Raw genomic sequence first — 18,879 nt, 5'->3', positions numbered from 1 at the left:
AGTAGGCCGAAAGAAGTACTCGGAAATCCAGGGTTTTCCCGGAGGTCATCCCATGACCTGGTCGGATACTTTCGGCTGGCCAATCTGTCGGCCTGTGAGGGGAGTGGTGTGCGTACCGTCGAAATGGAAGTCCTGACGAGCGGCGAGGCGCGAACCGGTGACGAGCGGCGGCCGTGGAGCCTGCCGGCCCGGATCGCGTTCCGCTTCGTCTTCGCCTACTTCGGTCTGTTCTGCCTGCTGTTCGCCCAGATCCTCTTCGTCTTCACCGGGATACTGAGCAAGTGGCTGCCCGAGAGCGCGATCCTGTGGCAGATGCGCACGACGAGCCCGCTGGTCGGGTGGGTCGGCGAGCATGTCTTCGGGGTCGAAGCCGTCTTGCACGAGAATTCGGGCAGCGGCGACCAGGCCGCGATCTGGCTGCTGATCTTCTGCGAACTCGTCGCCGCGGCGCTGATCACGATCGTCTGGTCGATCCTCGACCGCCGCCGCCGGGACTACACGGCACTGCGCAACTGGTTCCTGGTGTTCATCCGGCTGTGCCTGGGCGGCCAAATGCTCTTCTACGGTCTGGCCAAGGCGATTCCGTCGCAGATGCCCGCGCCTTCGCTGACCGCGCTGCTGCAACCGTACGGGACGATGAGCCCGGCGTCGGTGCTCTGGAACCAGGTCGGCGCCGCGCCCATGTACGAAATCCTGCTCGGTACGGCCGAGGTGCTCGGTGGCCTGCTGCTGTTCCTCCCGCGCACCGCGACGGCGGGCGCGTTGCTCAGTCTGGTGAGCATGGCGCAGGTCTTCGTGCTGAACATGACCTACGACGTGCCGGTGAAGATCCTCTCGTTCCACTTGCTGTTGCTCTCGCTGGTGGTGCTGGCGCCGCAGGCCGGGCGGTTGGCGAACCTGCTCGTGCTGGAACGCCCGTCCGAACCGGCCGCGCAGCCGCCGCTGTTCGGTTCCCGCCGCGCGAACCGGATCGCGGCGGTGGCGCAAGTGGCGCTGGGCCTGTGGGTGCTGATCGGTGGTGTGTACATCGGCTGGCACACCTGGCGCGAGTCGGGTGACGGCGCGCCGAAGCCTGCGCTCTACGGCATCTGGACCGTCGGCGAGTTCACCAGGGACGGGCATGCGGCGCCGCCGCTGCTCACCGACGAGGGCCGCTGGCGGCGGCTCGTCTTCGACCGCCAGGGCACGACCGTGCAGAAGATGGACGACTCGTTCGTGCCCGTCGTGGCGGTGGTCGACGAGGCCGCGCACACCATTGTTCTGTCGGAGGCTCCCGAGTCGGCAGGCGTTCCGCCCGCCCGCCTCGGCGCCTTCACCTTCACCCGGCCCGGTACGGACACGCTGTCGTTGACGGGTGAGCTGAACGGAACGCCGGTGACCTTGTCGCTGGACCGGATGGACCTGAATTCCTTCCCGCTGCGCGGCCGGGGATTCCACTTCGTTCAGGAATACCCGTACTTCCGCTGAAATCCCATACGGCCACGGCTCTTTTCGATACCTTCGGTCTGCATCGACTCGGACTGGAGGGCCACCGTGACCGAAGCGATCCTGGATCGGACAGACGCCGCCGCCGGCGCGGAGGACGCCGGGGTCCGGCCGTGGAGCGGGGCGACCCGGGTGACGTTCCGTTTCGGCTTCCTGTACTTCGGACTGTTCTGCCTGGTGTATCCGTCGATCGTCCCGGAGTTCCTCGGACTGACCCGCGAATGGCTGCCGGACTGGGTGAACTACGGCGCAGCCCGCGCGCTGCGTCCGGTGGTGGAGGGGGTCGGGACGCGCGTGTTCGGCGCGTCCGTCGCGGCGAACACCGCTTCGATCAGCGGTGACCAGGCGTACTTCTGGGTGCTGGTGTTCGTCGTCCTGGTGGCCGCGGTGTTCGGAACCCTGCTCTGGAGCGTGCTGGATCGGCAGCGGCCGCATTACCGCGCCGTGCAACCGTGGTTCCTGCTGTTCGTGCGTCTGTCCCTGGCGGGGCAGCTGATCTCCTACGGCATGGCGAAGGCCGTCCCGACCCAGATGCCGCCCACACCGCTGAGCCGATTGCTCGAGCCCTACGGGAACTTCAGTCCGATGGCGGTGCTCTGGAATCACATCGGGGTGTCGCCGCAGTACGAGATCCTGCTGGGCTCGGCGGAACTGCTCGCCGGTGTGCTGCTGTTCGTGCCGCGCACCGCGCTGGTGGGCGCGATGCTCGCCTTGGTGTGCACGACACAGGTGTTCGTGCTGGACATGACCTACGACGTGCCCGCGAAAATCCTGTCGTTCCACCTGATGCTGCTGTGCCTGGTGCTGCTCGTTCCGGAGGCCGGGCGTCTGGCGAACGTGCTCGTACTGGACCGGCCCACCGGACCGTCGACGACACCGCCGTTGCTGCACTCGCCCCGGGCCCGTCGGATCGCGGCCGCGGTGCAGATCGCGCTCGGGGTGTGGCTGGTGTTCTCGAACGCCTACACCGCTTGGGAAAGGTGGAACGAACAGGGAGCCGGGCGGCCGGAACCGCCGCTGTACGGCATCTGGGCGGTCACCGACTTCAGCGTGGACGGCAAACCGCTTCCACCGTTGAGCACCGATCAATTACGTTGGCAGAGAATAGTTTTCGACCGGGACGGGGTGACCGTGCAACGAATGGACGGTCAGTTGGTCCCGGTGCTCGCCATGGTCGATCCCGGCGCGCGCACGCTTGTCATGGCCGCGCCGCCGACGGCCGTCGGCGCGGGACCGCAACCGCTGGGCAGTTTCGGCTTCGACCGGCCCGCGCCCGAGCGGCTGACCTTGACGGGCACGCTCGCCGGGCAGCCGGTTTCGGTGGCACTGACCTCGGTCGCGCTCGAGGACTTCCCGTTGCGCAGCCGCGGTTTTCATTGGGTGCAGGAATATCCGTATTTCCGCTGAGCCGCCCGCGGCTCGGGTCAAGCCTCGAGATCGTCGGCGACTCCGATGTCCTCGTGCCACAGTGCGGGATGCTCGGCGATGAAGCGGGTCATCAGGTCGATGCAGCGCCGGTCTTCCAGGACGGTGACGACGACGCCGTGCCCGGCGAGCCATTCGTGCCCGCCGGAGAAGGTCTGCGACTCCCCGACCACCACCGAGCCGATGCCGAACTGACGGACCAGGCCACTGCAATACCAGCACGGCGAGAGCGTGGTGACCATGATGGTGTCGCGGTAATCGCGACGACGTCCCGCCGCGCGGAAGGCGTCGGTCTCGGCGTGCATGCTGGGGTCGCCGGACTGCACCCGGCGGTTACGGCCACGCCCGAGCAGGACGCCGCCCGCGTCGAAGAGGGCGGCACCGATCGGGATGCCGCCCTCGGCGAGCCCGCGCAGCGCCTCGTCGTAGGCCACGTCGAGCAGTCGTGCCGGTGTCGGCTGCTTCATCGGTCCGCCTTTCCGAGCTGGACGACTACACCGCAACCTACCGCCGCGGACCATCGAATCGCTTGTTACCACTGGTCACAGTAGGTTTGCCCGGCCGCGTGGTCGTTGCGTCGACCGTGCGGGCGTGCCGGTCGATTGCCGGTGCCCGCCGGTCACGCCGTAGGCTCGAAACTTGTGCCGAACACGTCAGACGCAACGCAAGATCAGCCCACCGGCGACCCGAACTACCTGGTCGGGCTCGATCTGCACGGACGGCGTGTCGTCGTGGTCGGCGGTGGGTCGGTGGCGCAGCGCAGGCTGGGCCTGCTGATCGCCGCCGGCGCGGACGTCCACGTCGTGAGTCGTGCCGTCACGCCCGCGGTCGAGGGAATGGCGAGCTCCGGGCAGATCACCGTCACGCTGCGCGATTACGCCGACGGCGACCTCGACGGCGCCTGGTACGCGATCGCGTGCACCGACGAACCCGAGACCAACGCGGCGGTGGTGGCCGAGGCGACCCGGCGGCGGGTCTTCTGCGTGCGCGCCGACACGGCACGGCTGGGCACGGCGGTCACCCCGGCCACCGCACGCTACGACGGGCTCACCCTCGGTGTGCTCGCGAGCGGGCAGCACCGGCGTTCGGCGGCCGTGCGCAACGCGTTGCTGGAAGCCCTGCAATCCGGTGTCGTGAGCGACGACTCGACGCCGATCGCGCCCGGTGTCGCCCTGGTGGGCGGTGGGCCCGGTGATCCCGACCTGATCACCGTGCGCGGACGGCGGTTGCTGGCCAGGGCGGATCTGGTGGTGGCCGACCGGCTCGCGCCGCCGGAACTGCTCGCCGAGCTCGGGCCCGAGGTCGAGGTGGTCGACGCCGCCAAGATCCCGTACGGGCGGGCGATGGCGCAGGAGGCGATCAACACCGCGCTGATCGAAGGTGCGAAGGCGGGCAAGTTCGTGGTGCGGCTCAAGGGCGGCGACCCGTACGTGTTCGGGCGCGGGTACGAGGAGCTGGAGGCCTGTGTGGCCGCCGGGGTCCCGGTCACGGTGGTGCCCGGCGTCACCAGTCCCATCTCGGTGCCGGCCGCGGCGGGTATCCCGGTGACCCATCGCGGCGTCACCCACGAGTTCGTGGTGGTGAGCGGGCACGTCGCGCCGGATCACCCGGATTCGCTGGTGGACTGGCCCGCACTGGCCCGGCTGCGCGGCACCCTGGTGCTGATGATGGCGGTGGAGCGGATCGAACAATTCGCCGCCGCGCTGCTGGAGGGCGGTCGTCCGGCGGGTACCCCCGCCACCGTCATCCAGGAGGGCACGCTGCGCACGCAGCGCGTGCTGCGCGCCGATCTCGGCACGGTGGCCGCCCGGGTGCGCGCCGAGGGCATCCGCCCACCCGCGATCGTGGTGATCGGCCCGACCGCCGGTTTCTCCGCCGACGCGCTCGTTCCGCACGCCGACTCCGCGGCGGGCTAGCGTCCGCGGCGGTGCGGCGATCCGATTCCGCGAGACCTTGGCCGCATCGACCGCCGTCCGTCCCGGTCGCGGTGGCACCCGTGCCGGTGGCCGCCCGCTGAGTGCGCGTCGTCCTCGCGGGCCCCCGATCCGCCCCGCGACGTGCGGCACAGCAGGTCGCCCAGTCGGCCGAGGGCCGGCAGTGGAGCGGACGAGCCGGAGACCGTTCGGTCCGCCCGGATCACAGGGTCAGCTCCTCGTCGTGGGGTGCGGTCGGGTCGGTGGGCGGACAAATACGGCAGCGGCATCAATTACAGTGACTCACTGTGCTTCGGAACCCCGCTGCGACGATGCAGTATCCAGTGACGCAGCGGGCCTTCGGGCTCGCGATCCTAGTCCTGAGCGGATTGCAGCTCATGGTCGTGCTCGACGGCACGGTCGTGATCTTCGCGCTGCCGCGGCTGCAAGAGGAGATGGGGTTGTCCAGCGCGGGCAGCGCGTGGACGGTGACCTCCTACGGGCTCACCTTCGCGGGTCTGATGCTGCTCGGCGGCAGGCTCGGTGACGCGTTCGGCCGCAAGCGCATGCTCGTGGTCGGTGTCGCGGTGTTCACGCTGGCCTCGCTGTTGTGCGGATTGGCGCAGAACCAGGCGATGCTGCTCGCCGCGCGGGCCTTCCAGGGCGCGGGCGCGGCCGTCGCGGCGCCGACCGCGTTCGCGCTCGTGGCGACGACCTTCGCGCCGGGCAAGGCACGCAACCAGGCGATCGCGATCGTCGGGTCGATGGTCGGCATCGGCTCCGTCGGCGGCCTCGTGGTCGGCGGCGCCCTGACCCAGCTGTCGTGGCGGTGGATCTTCCTGATCAACGTCCCGATCGGCGCGCTGATCATCCTGGGCGCGGCCTACAAGCTCGCCGACACCGAACATCACCGTTCGGCCCTCGACATCCCCGGCGCGGTGCTCGGCACCTTCGCCTGCGCGTCGATCGTGTTCGGCGCGACCGAGGGGCCGGAGATGGGGTGGGGGCACCCGGCGATCATCGGCTCGCTGATCGCGGGCGTCGTGCTGCTGATCGTCTTCGTGGCGCTGGAACGGCGGGTGGACGACCCGCTGCTGCCGTGGTCGCTGTTCGACAGCCGTGACCGCGTCGCCACCTTCCTGCTGATCTTCCTGGCCGGTGGGGTGCTGGGTGCGATGACCTTCTTCGTCGCCCAGTTCATGCAGAACGTCATCGGGTACGGGCCGCTCAAGGCGGGCGTCGCGGCGATCCCGTTCACCGTCGGCATCGGCATCGGCGGCGCGGTGGCCTCCAAGGCGGCGCTGTACATCGCGCCGCGCTGGCTGCTCGCGGGCGCGGCCGTGGTGCTCGGCGTCGGTCTGCTGTTCGGCTCCACCCTCGACGGCGAGGTCATGTATTTCGCCACGCTGCTGCCGCTGCTGGTGGTGATCGGCTTCGGCGTCGGCATCGCCATGGTGCTCGCACCGCTGTGTGTGCTGGTCGGCGTGCCGCCCGCCAATATCGGCCCGCTGGCCGCGGTCGGGCAGATGTTCATGAACCTGGCCACCCCCGTGGCCATCGGCCTGCTCACGCCGATCGCCGCCTCCCGCACCCTCTCACTCGGCGGCCGCACCGAGAAGGTGGCCGGGATGACGTCCGCGGAGATCGCCGCGCTCGGCAACGGCTACACCCTGGTGCTGTTCGTCTGCGCCTTCGCCGCGTTCGCGGCCGGGCTGGTCGCCCTGACCCTGCGCTTCACCCCGCAGCAACTGGCCATGGCTCAGCACGCCCAAGAAGAAGCCCAGCAGGCCTGAACTCAGAACCTCCCCGCTACTCGACGGGGTGTCACGCGCACGATGACGCGCGGGCCGTCGTTGACGGAGGCGGGGTTGAAGTCCACGTACTTCTGTCCGGTGTACTTCGCCGACAGCTCGTTGGGCAGCGTCTTCTCCGGATCGGGCGTGAGGGTCGCGCTGCCCCGGATCTCCGCGTAGACGTACGGGTTGTCCGGCGGATTGATCAGCACGGTGATGCGCGGGTCGCGCGCGAGGTTCTTGCCCTGCTGGCGATCTGTGGTGGTGGAGAAGAGCAGGTCGTTGCCGTCGCGCTTCAGCCAGATCACGGTCAGGTGCGGCTGCCCGTTGGGCCCGATCGTGGCCGCGGTGGCGAAGACCTTCTCTTCGTCCAGGTACTTCTTCAGTTCGTCGGAGAACTCAGCGGTGGTGGTCACGCTCTGAGCGAACAACGCGAGACGGCACCGCATTCCCGTCGGCCGCGAAAGACGCTGCCGCTCAGACGGTGTGCCGGTCCGCCGCCAACGCGTGGTCCAGAATCGCCAGCCCCTCCTTCGCCTCGGTCTCCGCCTACCTGTTCCGGGGGAAGCCGAGGTTCAGTCCACCGTGGCTGGGATCGAGCCAGCGGGTGGTGACCGCTTTGGTGCGGGTGAAGAACCGCACGCCGTCGGTGCCGTGTGCGTGCGCGTCGCCGAACAGCGAGTTCTTCCAGCCGCCGAAGCTGTAGTAGGACATCGGAACCGGGATCGGCACGTTGATGCCGACCATCCCGACTTCGACCTCGTTGTGGAAGCGGCGCGCGGCGCCGCCGTCGTTGGTGAACAGGGCGGTGCCGTTGCCGTAGGGATTGGCGTTGATCAGCGCCAGCGCCTCGTCGTAGCTGTCGGCGCGCACCACCGACAGCACGGGTCCGAAGATCTCGTCGGTGTAGACGCTCATGTCGGTGGTGACCCGGTCCAGAATCGTCGGACCGAGCCAGAAGCCGTCGGCCGCGCCGTCCGCTTCGACGCCCCGGCCGTCGAGAACCACGGTGGCTCCGGCGGATTCACCCGCCGCGATGTACTCGGCGACCCGGTCGCGGTGCGCCCGGGTGACCAGCGGACCCATGTCGGCGCCCCGGGTGCCGTCGCCGGTCCTGATGGTCCCGGCCCGCTCGGCGATCTTGCCGACCAGCGCGTCGCCAGCCCCGCCCACGGCGACCACCACGCTGATCGCCATGCACCGCTCGCCCGCCGAGCCGAACCCGGCGTTCACCGCGGCGTCGGCGGCCAGATCCAGGTCCGCGTCCGGCAGTACCACCATGTGGTTCTTCGCGCCGCCGAGCGCCTGCACCCGCTTGCCCGCGGCGGTGCCGCGCTGGTAGACGTACCGGGCGATCGGCGTCGAGCCGACGAACGAGACGGCCTTGACGCCCGGGTTGTCCAGCAGTTCGTCGACCGCCACCTTGTCGCCTTGCAGCACGGTGAACACGCCCGCGGGCAGTTCGGCTTCGGCCCACAGCCGCGCCAGCCACAGCGACGGGGAAGGGTCCTTCTCGCTCGGTTTGAGCACCACCGTGTTGCCCGCCGCGATGGCGATCGGGAAGAACCACATCGGCACCATCGCGGGAAAGTTGAACGGCGAGATGATCGCGACCGGCCCGAGCGGCTGGCGGATGGAGAAGATGTCGACCTTGGTGGAGGCGTTCTCGGTATAGCCGCCCTGGAGTAGATGCGGTATGCCGCAGGCGAATTCGACGACTTCCAGGCCGCGGCTCACCTCGCCGACGGCATCGGCGACGACCTTGCCGTGTTCGGCGGTGATCAGCCGGGCCAGCTCCTCCTTGCGTTCGTTCAGCAGCTCACGGAAGCGGAACAGGATCTGGGTGCGCCGGGTCAGCGAGGTGTCCCGCCAAGCCGGGAAGGCCTTCGCGGCGGAATCGATGGCCGCGCGGGTATCGGCGACGGTCGCCAGCGCGACCTGTCCGGTCACTTCGCCGGTCGCCGGGTTGGTCACCGGCGCCGTCGTCTCGCCGGTGCCCGCGAAAGCTTTGCCGTCGAGCCAGTGCGCGATGGTTTGCATGTCTCCTCGATTCGATCGGTGAGCATCGGCGGTGCCGTGACTCCCGCCTGGACCGGATCGGGGGCGAGAACGCGGCCTGACTACCACTGTCCGGCATACACCCTTCTCGGTGTGCCGGAGGCCACCTCCCGCCTGCTGCCGGACGACTGGAACGCGGTGGCCGTCGGCCCGCACCCGCGGCGCTGGGGACGGTTGATCCTGCGCGCCGACGGCGTGGCGACCGCACGGGCGCGCATGGTGCTCGAACGCGCCGCCCAGACGCTGACGTTGCACCGCATGATCGAGAAGGATCGCTTCGGCCCGCACCGCCAGGCGCGGACCGGACTGATCGACGACCTGGTCAACGGCAGACGCGACGAGCGCGACGCCCTCGCGCGCGCCGCCGCGCTCGGGTTGGCTCGCCGTGCCGTCTACGTGCCGCTGGCCGTCGAGGTCGCCGCGGCGGCCGAGTCCGATCCGCTGGCGGGTCAGCGCCGCACGACGGGCATCGTGGACGCGGTGACGCACGGACTGGGTCTGGCCAAGGTGACCGCGCTGGTTGCCACCGGGCCGGGCGACCGGGTGTCGTTGATCGTCGCGCTGCCCCGGGCCGGTGATCCGGACGAGGCATTGCCCGCCGCGCGCGCCGCGATGCTGGGCGAGGTCAGGCGCGTCGACGGAGTGCGCGGGGTGGTGATCGGCGCGGGCACGGTGTCGGACACCGCCCACGGCGTCCCGCACGCCGCGCACGTCGCTCTCTCGCTGGGAACTTCGGCGTCTCGGCCGTTCTATCGCAGCGGCGACGTGCGGCTGCGCGGACTGCTGTCGCTGATCCGGGCGGAGCCGGGCGTGCAGCGCTTCGCCGAGACCGAGCTGAGCTCGCTGCTGCGCTACGACATCCGCCACGACGCGGATCTGACCCGCACGCTGCGGCAGTTCCTCGATCTCGCGGGCAACAAGACCGAACTCGCCCGCAGGCTCGGAATCAGCGGCCCCACCCTCTACGAACGGCTCGCCCGCATCGCGCGCATCCTCGAAGTCGATCTCGACGACGGCGAGTCCCGCACCTCCCTGCACACCGCGCTGTTGATCCGTGATCTGACGGCGGGTCCGGGTCAGGGGTGATCCCGGTCGCCACGCCGTTGTCGCGCGACCGCGGTTTGCGTGAGACTGGGCCCATGACGGTGGAGGAACGTTTGCTGACTCGCTGGATCGAGTTGGCGGGGGAACAGTTCGGCGCGGTGGGTTCGGAGCTGATCAACCGATACCGGGAGCCGCATCGGCGATATCACACGGTCGATCATCTGGCGGCGATGCTGTCGGTCATCGACGATCTGGCGCAGGACGCGCACGACGTGGTCGCTGTTCGCTACGCGGCCTTCTTCCACGACGCGATCTATGCCGTCGATCGCGCCGACAACGAGGAGCGCAGCGCCGAACTGGCCGAAACGACGCTGCCCGCAGTGGGCCCGGCGCCCGAGTTGGTCGGCGAGGTCGGCAGATTGGTTCGCCTGACCGCGACCCACCGGACCGCCGCCGACGATCGCAACGGCAACGTGCTCTGCGACGCCGACCTGGCGATCCTCGCCGCCGACGCGTCCGGATACGCCGCCTATACGCGGGCGGTGCGCGCGGAATACGCGCACGTCCCGGACGATCTGTTCCGCGCGGGCCGGGCGGCGGTGCTGCGGAAACTGGCCGAGCAGCCGCGGTTGTTCCGGACGCCCACGGCGCGGCGCCGGTACGAGGAGGCGGCCCGAGCCAACCTCGCGGCCGAACTCGCCGCGCTCACCACGGAACCGCCGGACGCGCTCAGGTGATGATCAGAAGTTCGGTCGCAGAGGCGATCTCGGCGCGCAACCCCGCTTTGGCCGCCACTCGTGCGACGCCCCGCACGTCGGCTGGTTCGGCTCTGGTGAGCACGAGGGCACGCGCCAGCAGACCCTTGTGGTGTTTGTTGAAATGACTCACCACCGTGCGCGACCCGTCCGGATGCTCGGTGAGGACGTTGGCGGTGATCGCGCCGGGCACCCGCCCCAACTGCTGATAGGTGCCCGAGCGCAGGTCGACGACGAGTTCGCCCGCCGCCTCGGCGTGCAGCGCCGCCGCGAGCTCGTCGCGCCAGACGGCCGAAAGAGTAGGCAGACCGGGTAGTTTCGAGCCGCCGGACAGACGGTATGCGGGAATCGGGTCACCGGCGCGGACCGCGCCGAACAACGCGGAGCCGATGCCGAGCCGGGCATCCGCCTTGGCCCGCTGCGCCTTGGTGAACGAGCGCGCGTCGAGCGCGTCGTAGAGCACGCCGGTGTAGCGCTCCAGCGCGGGCCGCGTCGGTGAGGTGCGCAGCGCGGCGTTGCGGGCGATCTCGCCGTCGGCCCCCTTGCCGAGGCCGAGCGCGGTCCGGGAGCGTTCCGGGTCGGCCGCCAGGCGCACCACTTCCTCGATCAGCCGGGCGCGCACCGCCGTGAGCTGCGGCATCGCCAGCGAGTCCAGGGTGAGCGGCGCCCCGGCCCCGCCGTCGGACTTGGTTTCGGAGGGAGGCAGCAGGACCAGCACGAACGAATACGGTAATGCGCTGGGACCGGCGTCCGGCCAGCGACTACCCTGTGCTTCCGTGATCACCCGCCTCTCCCGCCTGTTCCTGCGCACTCTCCGCGACGATCCCGCCGACGCGGAGGTGCCCAGCCACAAACTCTTGGTCCGTGCCGGCTACGTGCGCCGCGTCGCCCCGGGTGTCTACTCGTGGCTGCCGCTGGGCCTGCGCGTGCTGCGCAAGGTCGAGGACGTGGTGCGCGCGGAGATGGACGCGATCGGCGGGCAGGAGATCTCACTACCCGCGCTGCTGCCGCGCGAACCGTACGAGACCACCAACCGGTGGACCGAGTACGGCGACGGCCTGTTCCGGCTGCGCGACCGCAAGGGCGCGGACTACCTGCTCGGGCCCACCCACGAGGAGCTCTTCGCGCTCACCGTGAAGGGCGAGTACAGCTCCTACAAGGACCTGCCGGTCACGCTGTACCAGATCCAGACCAAGTATCGCGACGAGGAGCGCCCGCGGGCGGGCATCCTGCGCGGGCGCGAGTTCGTGATGAAGGACTCCTACTCCTTCGACCTGGACGAAGACGGACTCAAGGCCAGCTATCACGCGCACCGCCAGGCCTACCAGCGCATCTTCGATCGGCTGCGGGTCAAGTACGTCATCGTGGCCGCCACATCGGGCGCGATGGGCGGCAGCGCGTCGGAGGAGTTCCTGGCCGACAGCCCGGTCGGCGAGGACACCTACGTGCGCTGCCCGGAGTCCGGCTACGCGGCCAACGTGGAGGCGGTGGTCACGCCCGCTCCCGAACCGCTGCCCATCGAAGGACAGCCCGAGGCGGTCGTGCACGACACCCCGGACACTCCCACCATCGCGACGCTGGTGGACTGGGCCAACGGCGCGGGCATCGCCGAGCGCTACGGCCGTCCGGTCACCGCGGCCGACACCTTGAAGAACGTGATGGTCAAATTGCGCCACCCGGACGGGAAGACCGAAATCGTCGGCATCGGTGTCCCCGGTGACCGCGAGGTCGACGACAAGCGCCTCGGCGCCTCGGTCGAACCGGCCGAGGTCGAGCTGCTCACCGAAGCGGACTTCGCCGAGAATCCGTTCCTGGTCAAGGGCTACATCGGCCCGAAGGCGCTGCAGGCCAACGGCGTTCGGTACCTGGTCGATCCCCGCGTCGGCACCGGCACCAGCTGGATCACCGGCGCCGACGAGCCGGGCAGGCACGTCGTCGGCCTGGTCGCGGGCCGCGACTTCGTCCCGGACGGCACCATCGAGGCCGCCGAGGTCCGCGACGGCGACCCCTCGCCCGACGGGCGCGGCACCCTGGTGGCGGCCCGCGGCATCGAGATCGGCCACATTTTCCAGCTCGGCAACAAGTACACCGACGCGTTCGAGGTGGACGTGCTCGGTGAGAACGGCAAGCCGGTGCGGCTGACCATGGGGTCCTATGGCATCGGCGTCTCCCGCATGGTCGCGGTGATCGCCGAGCAGCAGCACGACGACAAAGGGCTGCGCTGGCCCGCGGCGGTCGCGCCCTACCACGTGCACGTCGTCATCGCGAACAAGGACGACGCGGCCCGCGCGGGCGCCGAAGAGGTGGTGTCCGGCCTGCACGCGCAGGGCTTGGACGTGCTCTTCGACGATCGCACCGCCTCGCCGGGCGTGAAGTTCAAGGACGCCGAGCTGCTCGGCATGCCGCTGGTGCTGGTGATCGGCCGCGGCTGGGCCGAGGGCAAGGTCGAACTGCGCGACCGCTTCACCGGCGAGACCGAGGAACTCCCCGCCGCCTCCGCGGTGGACGCGGTGGTGGCCAGAGTTCGCGGCTGACTCGTTTCCCCGAACGGCCCCCGGCAGAAAATACCGGGGGCCGTTCGCTATCGGCACGAAGGCCGCAGGAGAATGCGCACGCGGGAACGGGACGATGTCACCTACGCGACCGTAACCTGAATTCGCTGGTTACAGATCCGCGGACCTCCTCCACGCTGCTATTACCCGCTGGTAAGTTAACCGGCATGACAAACACCGACGCGCGGTTGTTCAACCCCGCCACCTATGATCCGCAGCAGTTCGACGCCGAGACGCGGCGCCTGCTGCGCGCCACGATCGAGTGGTTCGAGGGGCGGGGCAAACAGCGTCTGCTCGCCGACGACGCGAACGCGGTGTGGACCGCGGACTTCCTCGACTTCGTGAAGAAGGAGAAGTTGTTCGCCACCTTCCTGACCCCAGCGGCGTATGCCGACGGTGACCCGGACCGCCGCTGGGACGCCGCGCGCAACGCGGCGCTGTCGGAGATCTTCGGCTTCTACGGTCTGGCGTACTGGTACGCCGAGCAGGTGACCATCCTCGGCCTCGGCCCGATCTGGCAGAGCGACAACGAGGCCGCCAAGAAGCGCGCGGCCGCCGACCTGGCCGCGGGTGAGGTGATGGCGTTCGGTCTGTCCGAGCAGAGCCACGGCGCGGACATCTACAACACCGACCTGGTATTGACCCCGACCGAGCCGGGAAGCGCGGACGCCGAAGCCGGAATCCTCTTCCGCGCCAACGGCGAGAAGTACTACATCGGCAACGGCAACGTGGCCAGTATGGTGTCGGTGTTCTCCCGCCGCGCCGACCTCGAAGGCGCCGACGCGTACGTCTGGTTCGCCGCCGACTCCCGGCACGAGAACTATCGCCTGCTCGGCAACGTCGTACATCAGCAGATGTACGTGAGCACCTTCCGGCTGGAGAACTACCCGGTGCGGGCCGAGGACATCCTGCACACCGGCCCCGAGGCGTTCTCCGCGGCGCTGAACACCGTGAACGTGGGCAAGTTCAATCTGTGCCACGGCGGAATCGGCATGGTCGAGCACTCCTTCTACGAGGCGATCACCCATGCGAACAACCGTGTCCTCTACGGCAACCCGGTCACCGAATTCCCGCACGTGCGGGCGAATTTCGTCGACGCCTACGCGCGCATCATCGCGATGAAGCTGTTCAGCGACCGCGCGATCGACTACTTCCGCGCCGCGAGCCTGGAGGATCGCAGGTACCTGCTGTTCAACCCGATGACGAAGTCCAAGGTGACCTCCGAGGGCGAAACCGTCATGACGCTGCTGCTGGATGTGCTGGCCGCCAAGGGATTCGAGAAGAACACCTACTTCGCCGAGGTGCAACGGCTGATCAGCACGCTGCCCCGGCTCGAGGGCACGGTGCACGTGAACGTCGGGCAGATCCTGAAGTTCATGCCCAACTATCTGTTCGACCCGCAGGACTACCCGGAGATCGGCACCCGGCAGGACGCGGCCGACGACGCGTTCTTCTGGCGCCAGGGCCCGGCGCGGGGCGCGGGCAAGGTGCGCTTCGCCGACTGGGCGCCGATCTACGACAAGGACGCCGACATCCCGAACGTGAGCCGGTTCTACGAGCAGGCGCAGGCGCTGCGCACGCTGCTGACCACGGCGGCCCCGGACGCCGCGCAGCAGAAGGACCTGGACTTCATGCTGACCATCGGCCACCTGTTCTCCCTGGTGGTCTACGGCCAGTTGATCCTGGAGCAGGCCGCGATCACCGGCTTGGACCGCGACCTGATCGACCAGATCTTCGACTTCCAGGTCCGCGACTTCAACGGCTACGCCACCGCGCTGTACGGCAAGCCGTCGGCCACGCCGGACCAGCAGGGCTGGGCGGCATCCGCGTTGCGGCCGCCGGTCGCCGATCGCCCGCGCTTCGACCGGGTGTGGGCCGAGGTCGCGTCCTACGACGGCGCGTACGAGATGCGGCCGTAGGTCGGTTGTCGAGCGAACGGCGGCCCGGTTCGCCGCGGCCGCTGTTCGCGTCGTTTCCTTTGCGGCGCATCAGGTCTCGGGCACTCGACCCGGTCGACCGGTCAGGCTTTGCCAGGAAACGCGACCGTGGGCGGATTCGCGCCGAGAATCGACTGCCACGCGGCCAGCCGGACGGCGGCCTCGGTGAGCGCTTCGACACCGGTGCGCCGGATGGCCATGGAGTCACCGCGCTCGACCACCGACCGCCAGGCTACGGCGGTGTCGGACTCGACCGTCACGGCCAGCTTGGCGGCCGAGATCGGATCGGTCACCGCGAACGGCACCGTGTAGGCCGCGTCCGGCGGCGGCACCGTCGCGCCGCCCAGAGCGAGGGCGTCCACGGTGGTGTCGCGGCGAGCCCGGTGCGCGGCGGTGTGCTCGGCGACCAGCCTGGTGCGCTCGGAGGAGGCGTAGGCGGCGATCACCCCATAGGCGTACACCGCGCCGTATTCGGCGTTCAGCGCGTCGATGAGCGCTCGGCGTTCGTCCTCGGTCATGCCAGCAACACCCCCGTCTGCACCGCGCAGGCCGCGCTGATCGAAGCGAGCAGACCGGCCCGATAGCCGGTCAGGGCGCGGGCGAGTTCGGCCGCCGATTTCTGGGAGGCGGTGAGCTGCGTGCGCAGCGTCTCGACGCTCGGCGGCGCGGCGGGCGGCACGGCGCTGCCCGAAGCCACGGCCGACGGACCGGACGCACCGGCGCGGGTGCGGTGCGCCGGTTTGGTGCCGTCGGCGTAGACGCCGATCGCGCGGTCGATCTCGGTGCGCAAGGCGTCGGCGTGGGCGGTGCGCTCGGCCGCGATCGCGGCCAACGCGGCGTGCCGGTCGGGCGCGACTGCGATGGCCGCGGTCGCCGCCGCGGCGTCGGAGCGGGCCGCGACCTCTTGTGCGGCAAGCGGATCCGGTTCGTGGACCACGTCGTCACCGGTGCAGCCGACCAGCGCGCCGAGGGCGAGCACCCCGGCCGTTCCGCCGCCGGCGAGACGTAGCGCGCTGCGACGATCCAGGGCGGCGCGGCGGGGCTCGTGCCGGTCGGAGGGCATGCCGGAAGTGCGCCCGGCGCGCGGCGGGGCGGGAAGGCGGATGGGCACGGCACTATCGTGCCAGACTCGCGGTGGGTCGCCGGACGAGCATCGGCCGTGGCGTGCGGACTCCTGGACCGCTGGTCCTTTACACTCTCGTGGCGCGTTACGCTAGACCTTCGGTAGAGAAATTTCCCGCCGCGTCACAACTGAACCAGGAGCCGCCCACATGCCGATGCCGACCGAGGAAAGGGTGAGCCAGCTAGTAGCTGGTCTCGTCGAACGCCGAGGATTCGATCTCGAGGGCGTCGAGATCTCGACGGCGGGCACGCGCGTGGACGCGCAGGCTCGGGTGCAGGTGACCGTGGACCGCGACACCTCCGATCTGGACTCCCTGGCGACTCTGAGTACGGAGCTGTCGGCGCTGCTGGACGACGCGGGGGAGTTCGGCGAGACGCCCTACCTGTTGGAAGTCACAACCCCCGGGATCGACCGCCCGTTGACCGCCGACCGGCACTGGCGTCGGGCGCGCGGGCGGAAGGTGCGCGTGCGACTACGCGAAGGCGCACAGCCGCCGGAAGGGTCGGCGACCTTCGAGGCCAGGGTCGGCGCGCTCACCGGTGATTCGGTGGCGCTGGTGCTCGGCGGCAAACGCGACCCGCGCCGGGTGACGGTCCCGCTCGCCGACATCGCCACGGCCGTCGTCCAAGTCGAGTTCTCCCCGCCGAGTGCTCGGGAGCTGGAACTCACGGGCGGAGTCGTTCCGGGGCGGCCCGCTCCGGGCGCGGACGACGCGGTGGCGGTCGAGGACGCCGCGCAGCTCCGAGGAACACCGAATGCACTGTCCGAATCCGTAACAGCGTCCGATTCGCCGACCGAAGGGATCGTGGAATGAACATCGAAATCGAAGCCCTGCGCGCGATCGTCGCCGACAAGGGGATCTCGATCGAGACCGTGATCTCCGCGATCGAGTCGGCGCTGCTCACCGCGTACCGCCACACCGAGGGCCACCAGCCCAACGCGCGCATCGACATCAACCAGAGGACCGGCGTGGTCCGGGTGATGGCGCGCGAGGTGGACGCCGACGGCAACGTGATCTCCGAATGGGACGACACCCCGGAGGGCTTCGGCCGGATCGCGGCGACCACCGCCAGGCAGGTCGTGCTGCAGCGGCTGCGCGACGCGGAGAACGAGAAGTCCTTCGGCGAGTTCTCCACCCACGAGGGCGACATCGTCGGCGGTGTGGTGCAGCGCGACGCGCGCGCCAACGCCCGCGGCACCGTCGTGGTGCGCATCGGCAGCGAGCTGCACGGCGCGGAGGGCTTGATCCCGCCCGCCGAGCAGGTGCCCGGCGAGACCTACGAGCACGGCGACCGGATCAAGTGCTACGTCGTCGGGGTCTCGCGTGGACCGCGTGGGCCACAGATCACGCTGTCGCGCACCCACCCGAATCTGGTGCGGCGCCTGTTCGCGCTGGAGGTGCCGGAGATCGCCGACGGCTCGGTGGAGATCGTCGCCGTGGCGCGCGAGGCGGGGCACCGATCCAAGATCGCCGTGCGCACCACGGTGCCCGGCGTCAACGCCAAGGGCGCCTGTATCGGGCCCATGGGACAGCGCGTGCGCAACGTGATGAGCGAACTGGCCGGCGAAAAGATCGACATCATCGACTACGCCGACGATCCGGCGACCTTCGTCGGCAATGCGCTCTCGCCGTCGAAAGTGGTTTCGGTCACTATCGTCGACCCGGAGGCAAGGGCAGCCCGCGTAGTGGTCCCCGATTTCCAGCTTTCCCTGGCGATCGGCAAGGAGGGGCAGAACGCCCGCCTGGCCGCGCGGCTGACCGGCTGGCGCATCGATATCCGCAGCGATGCAGCGCCCGACATGGGCGGATCCGTCCGGACGGAGGCGCATCGCAGTTGACCGGAGCCCGTCCGCGGAGTGCTCGGGATGACAGGTTCGTAACTTCCGCGGGGGAGGGGTTCGGCGTTCCGAGCGTGGCAGCGGTAGAGTGGTCCAAGGTTCAGTCCGAGTCTTCGGTTCCCATGCCCGACCGCACCACCGAGCAGCACCAGGCGCCCCGGCGTCGAGCGGCTCCGGTACGGACGTGTATCGGGTGCCGGAAGCGCGAGCTGGCCGTCGATCTGTTGCGGATCGTGGCTCGGGACCGTGAGACCGGAGACGGCTCCCACGTCCTCGAGATCGTTCCCGATCCGCGGCGCAGACTTCCCGGACGGGGTGCCTGGCTGCACCCCCTTTCGGCTTGTCTGCGCGCGGCAGAGCGGCGCCGAGCGATCGGCAGAGCACTACGAGTGTCCGGACATCTGGATATCTCAGCCCTGGAGCATTACCTCGAGAACAGGCACGAGCACTCATGAGCACACCGTGAAGTACCAACGATGAACGTCCATCGGAGATAACCCGAGGTCGTGCGGGCCGCCGTCCCCAACGGTGGCGCTGCTCGGCCTCTCAGTGAGGAGAGCAGTGGCAGGCAAGGCCCGCGTGCACGAGTTGGCAAAAGAACTCGGTGTCACGAGCAAGGAACTACTCGCAACGCTCAAGGAGCAGGGCGAGTTCGTGAAGTCGGCGTCCTCGACGGTGGAAGCTCCCGTCGCCCGCCGGCTGCGTGAGTCGTTCGCGGCGAAATCCGCCCCGTCCAACGGCAACAAGCCGGGTGCACGCCCCGGACCGTCCGGTCGTCCGGCCCCCAAGCCCGCGGGCGGAGGCCCGCGTCCGGGTCCCCGTCCGTCGGTGCCCACTCCGGCGCCCACCGCGCAGGAGACCGCCGCTCCCGCCGCGCGCACCGGCGAATCCCCGGCCGTGAAGCCGGGCCCCGCCGCGCGTCCCGGACCGTCCCCGGCGCCCAAGCCCGCCGCCC

18 protein-coding genes are annotated in these 18,879 nt (G+C 69.7%); 12 read left to right on the top strand and 6 right to left on the bottom strand.

The annotated features are described in order from the left end of the window. Window positions 1-108: 108 nt before the first annotated feature. Together ACWEH3_RS06475 and ACWEH3_RS06470 are read left to right on the top strand one after the other, a co-directional pair. Window positions 109-1,467: a DoxX family protein gene (locus ACWEH3_RS06475; RefSeq protein ID WP_450019171.1), complete on the top strand. Its 1,359-nt coding sequence runs from the start codon at window positions 109-111 to the stop codon at window positions 1,465-1,467. A 66-nt stretch (window positions 1,468-1,533) separates the two neighbouring features. Beyond that, window positions 1,534-2,892, top strand: a complete 1,359-nt coding sequence (locus tag ACWEH3_RS06470) for a DoxX family protein (protein ID WP_450019169.1) — start codon at window positions 1,534-1,536, stop codon at window positions 2,890-2,892. Window positions 2,893-2,909: 17 nt separating this feature from the next. On the opposite strand, the gene ACWEH3_RS06465 is transcribed toward ACWEH3_RS06470, so the two are convergent. After that, complete coding sequence (locus ACWEH3_RS06465) at window positions 2,910-3,353, bottom strand: nucleoside deaminase (protein WP_450019274.1); 444 nt, start codon at window positions 3,351-3,353, stop codon at window positions 2,910-2,912. A 198-nt stretch (window positions 3,354-3,551) separates the two neighbouring features. On the opposite strand from ACWEH3_RS06465, the gene cobA reads away from it, so the two are divergent. Both cobA and ACWEH3_RS06455 read left to right on the top strand, forming a co-directional pair. Then, a complete protein-coding gene (cobA, locus tag ACWEH3_RS06460) occupies window positions 3,552-4,826 on the top strand; it encodes a uroporphyrinogen-III C-methyltransferase (protein WP_450019167.1) in 1,275 nt (424 codons plus the stop codon). Between the two features lie 329 nt (window positions 4,827-5,155). Next, window positions 5,156-6,616 carry an MFS transporter gene (locus ACWEH3_RS06455; protein ID WP_355070065.1) on the top strand — a complete coding sequence of 487 codons (1,461 nt, stop codon included), beginning with the start codon at window positions 5,156-5,158 and terminating at the stop codon, window positions 6,614-6,616. 2 nt (window positions 6,617-6,618) lie between these two features. Here the strand turns inward: ACWEH3_RS06455 and ACWEH3_RS06450 are convergent, their stop codons facing one another. After that, on the bottom strand, window positions 6,619-7,032 hold the full coding sequence (locus ACWEH3_RS06450; protein ID WP_355070067.1) for a PPOX class F420-dependent oxidoreductase: 414 nt from the start codon (window positions 7,030-7,032) through the stop codon (window positions 6,619-6,621). 133 nt (window positions 7,033-7,165) lie between these two features. Next, on the bottom strand, window positions 7,166-8,656 hold the full coding sequence (locus ACWEH3_RS06445; protein WP_450019164.1) for a CoA-acylating methylmalonate-semialdehyde dehydrogenase: 1,491 nt from the start codon (window positions 8,654-8,656) through the stop codon (window positions 7,166-7,168). A 111-nt stretch (window positions 8,657-8,767) separates the two neighbouring features. Between ACWEH3_RS06445 and ACWEH3_RS06440 the strand changes: the two genes are divergently transcribed. Both ACWEH3_RS06440 and ACWEH3_RS06435 read left to right on the top strand, forming a co-directional pair. Continuing rightward, window positions 8,768-9,760: a PucR family transcriptional regulator gene (locus tag ACWEH3_RS06440; protein WP_450019162.1), complete on the top strand. Its 993-nt coding sequence runs from the start codon at window positions 8,768-8,770 to the stop codon at window positions 9,758-9,760. Window positions 9,761-9,813: 53 nt separating this feature from the next. Beyond that, complete coding sequence (locus ACWEH3_RS06435; protein ID WP_450019160.1) at window positions 9,814-10,455, top strand: HD domain-containing protein; 642 nt, start codon at window positions 9,814-9,816, stop codon at window positions 10,453-10,455. Here the strand turns inward: ACWEH3_RS06435 and yaaA are convergent. Continuing rightward, window positions 10,448-11,191, bottom strand: a complete 744-nt coding sequence (gene yaaA / locus ACWEH3_RS06430) for a peroxide stress protein YaaA (RefSeq protein WP_450019272.1) — start codon at window positions 11,189-11,191, stop codon at window positions 10,448-10,450. The genes ACWEH3_RS06435 and yaaA overlap by 8 nt on opposite strands. A gap of 58 nt (window positions 11,192-11,249) precedes the next feature. Here yaaA and ACWEH3_RS06425 point away from each other — a divergent pair, with 58 nt between their 5' ends. After that, window positions 11,250-13,007, top strand: a complete 1,758-nt coding sequence (locus ACWEH3_RS06425) for a proline--tRNA ligase (protein WP_450019158.1) — start codon at window positions 11,250-11,252, stop codon at window positions 13,005-13,007. 185 nt (window positions 13,008-13,192) lie between these two features. Then, window positions 13,193-14,944, top strand: coding sequence for an acyl-CoA dehydrogenase family protein (locus ACWEH3_RS06420; protein ID WP_450019156.1), 1,752 nt, complete (start codon window positions 13,193-13,195; stop codon window positions 14,942-14,944). A gap of 101 nt (window positions 14,945-15,045) precedes the next feature. On the opposite strand, the gene ACWEH3_RS06415 is transcribed toward ACWEH3_RS06420, so the two are convergent. After that, window positions 15,046-15,480, bottom strand: a complete 435-nt coding sequence (locus tag ACWEH3_RS06415) for a ferritin-like domain-containing protein (RefSeq protein ID WP_450019154.1) — start codon at window positions 15,478-15,480, stop codon at window positions 15,046-15,048. After that, window positions 15,477-16,073 carry a hypothetical protein gene (locus tag ACWEH3_RS06410; protein WP_452358279.1) on the bottom strand — a complete coding sequence of 199 codons (597 nt, stop codon included), beginning with the start codon at window positions 16,071-16,073 and terminating at the stop codon, window positions 15,477-15,479. The genes ACWEH3_RS06415 and ACWEH3_RS06410 overlap by 4 nt, the downstream gene beginning before the upstream one ends. A 160-nt stretch (window positions 16,074-16,233) precedes the next feature. Here ACWEH3_RS06410 and rimP point away from each other — a divergent pair, with 160 nt between their 5' ends. The 4 genes from rimP to ACWEH3_RS06390 form a co-directional block, all read left to right on the top strand. Further along, complete coding sequence (gene rimP / locus ACWEH3_RS06405; RefSeq protein WP_450019150.1) at window positions 16,234-16,899, top strand: ribosome maturation factor RimP; 666 nt, start codon at window positions 16,234-16,236, stop codon at window positions 16,897-16,899. Beyond that, a complete protein-coding gene (nusA, locus tag ACWEH3_RS06400; protein ID WP_450019148.1) occupies window positions 16,896-17,924 on the top strand; it encodes a transcription termination factor NusA in 1,029 nt (342 codons plus the stop codon). The genes rimP and nusA overlap by 4 nt, the downstream gene beginning before the upstream one ends. A 122-nt stretch (window positions 17,925-18,046) precedes the next feature. Then, window positions 18,047-18,379, top strand: coding sequence for a YlxR family protein (locus tag ACWEH3_RS06395; protein ID WP_450019146.1), 333 nt, complete (start codon window positions 18,047-18,049; stop codon window positions 18,377-18,379). 106 nt (window positions 18,380-18,485) lie between these two features. Continuing rightward, on the top strand, window positions 18,486-18,879 hold a 394-nt coding region (locus tag ACWEH3_RS06390; RefSeq protein WP_452358278.1), incomplete at its 3' end, for a translation initiation factor IF-2 N-terminal domain-containing protein.

The sequence above is a fragment of the Nocardia sp. NPDC004718 genome (assembly GCF_053601535.1).
The sequence above is the reverse complement of the archived record's forward strand: the minus strand, read 5'-3'. Positions and strand labels throughout refer to the sequence as shown.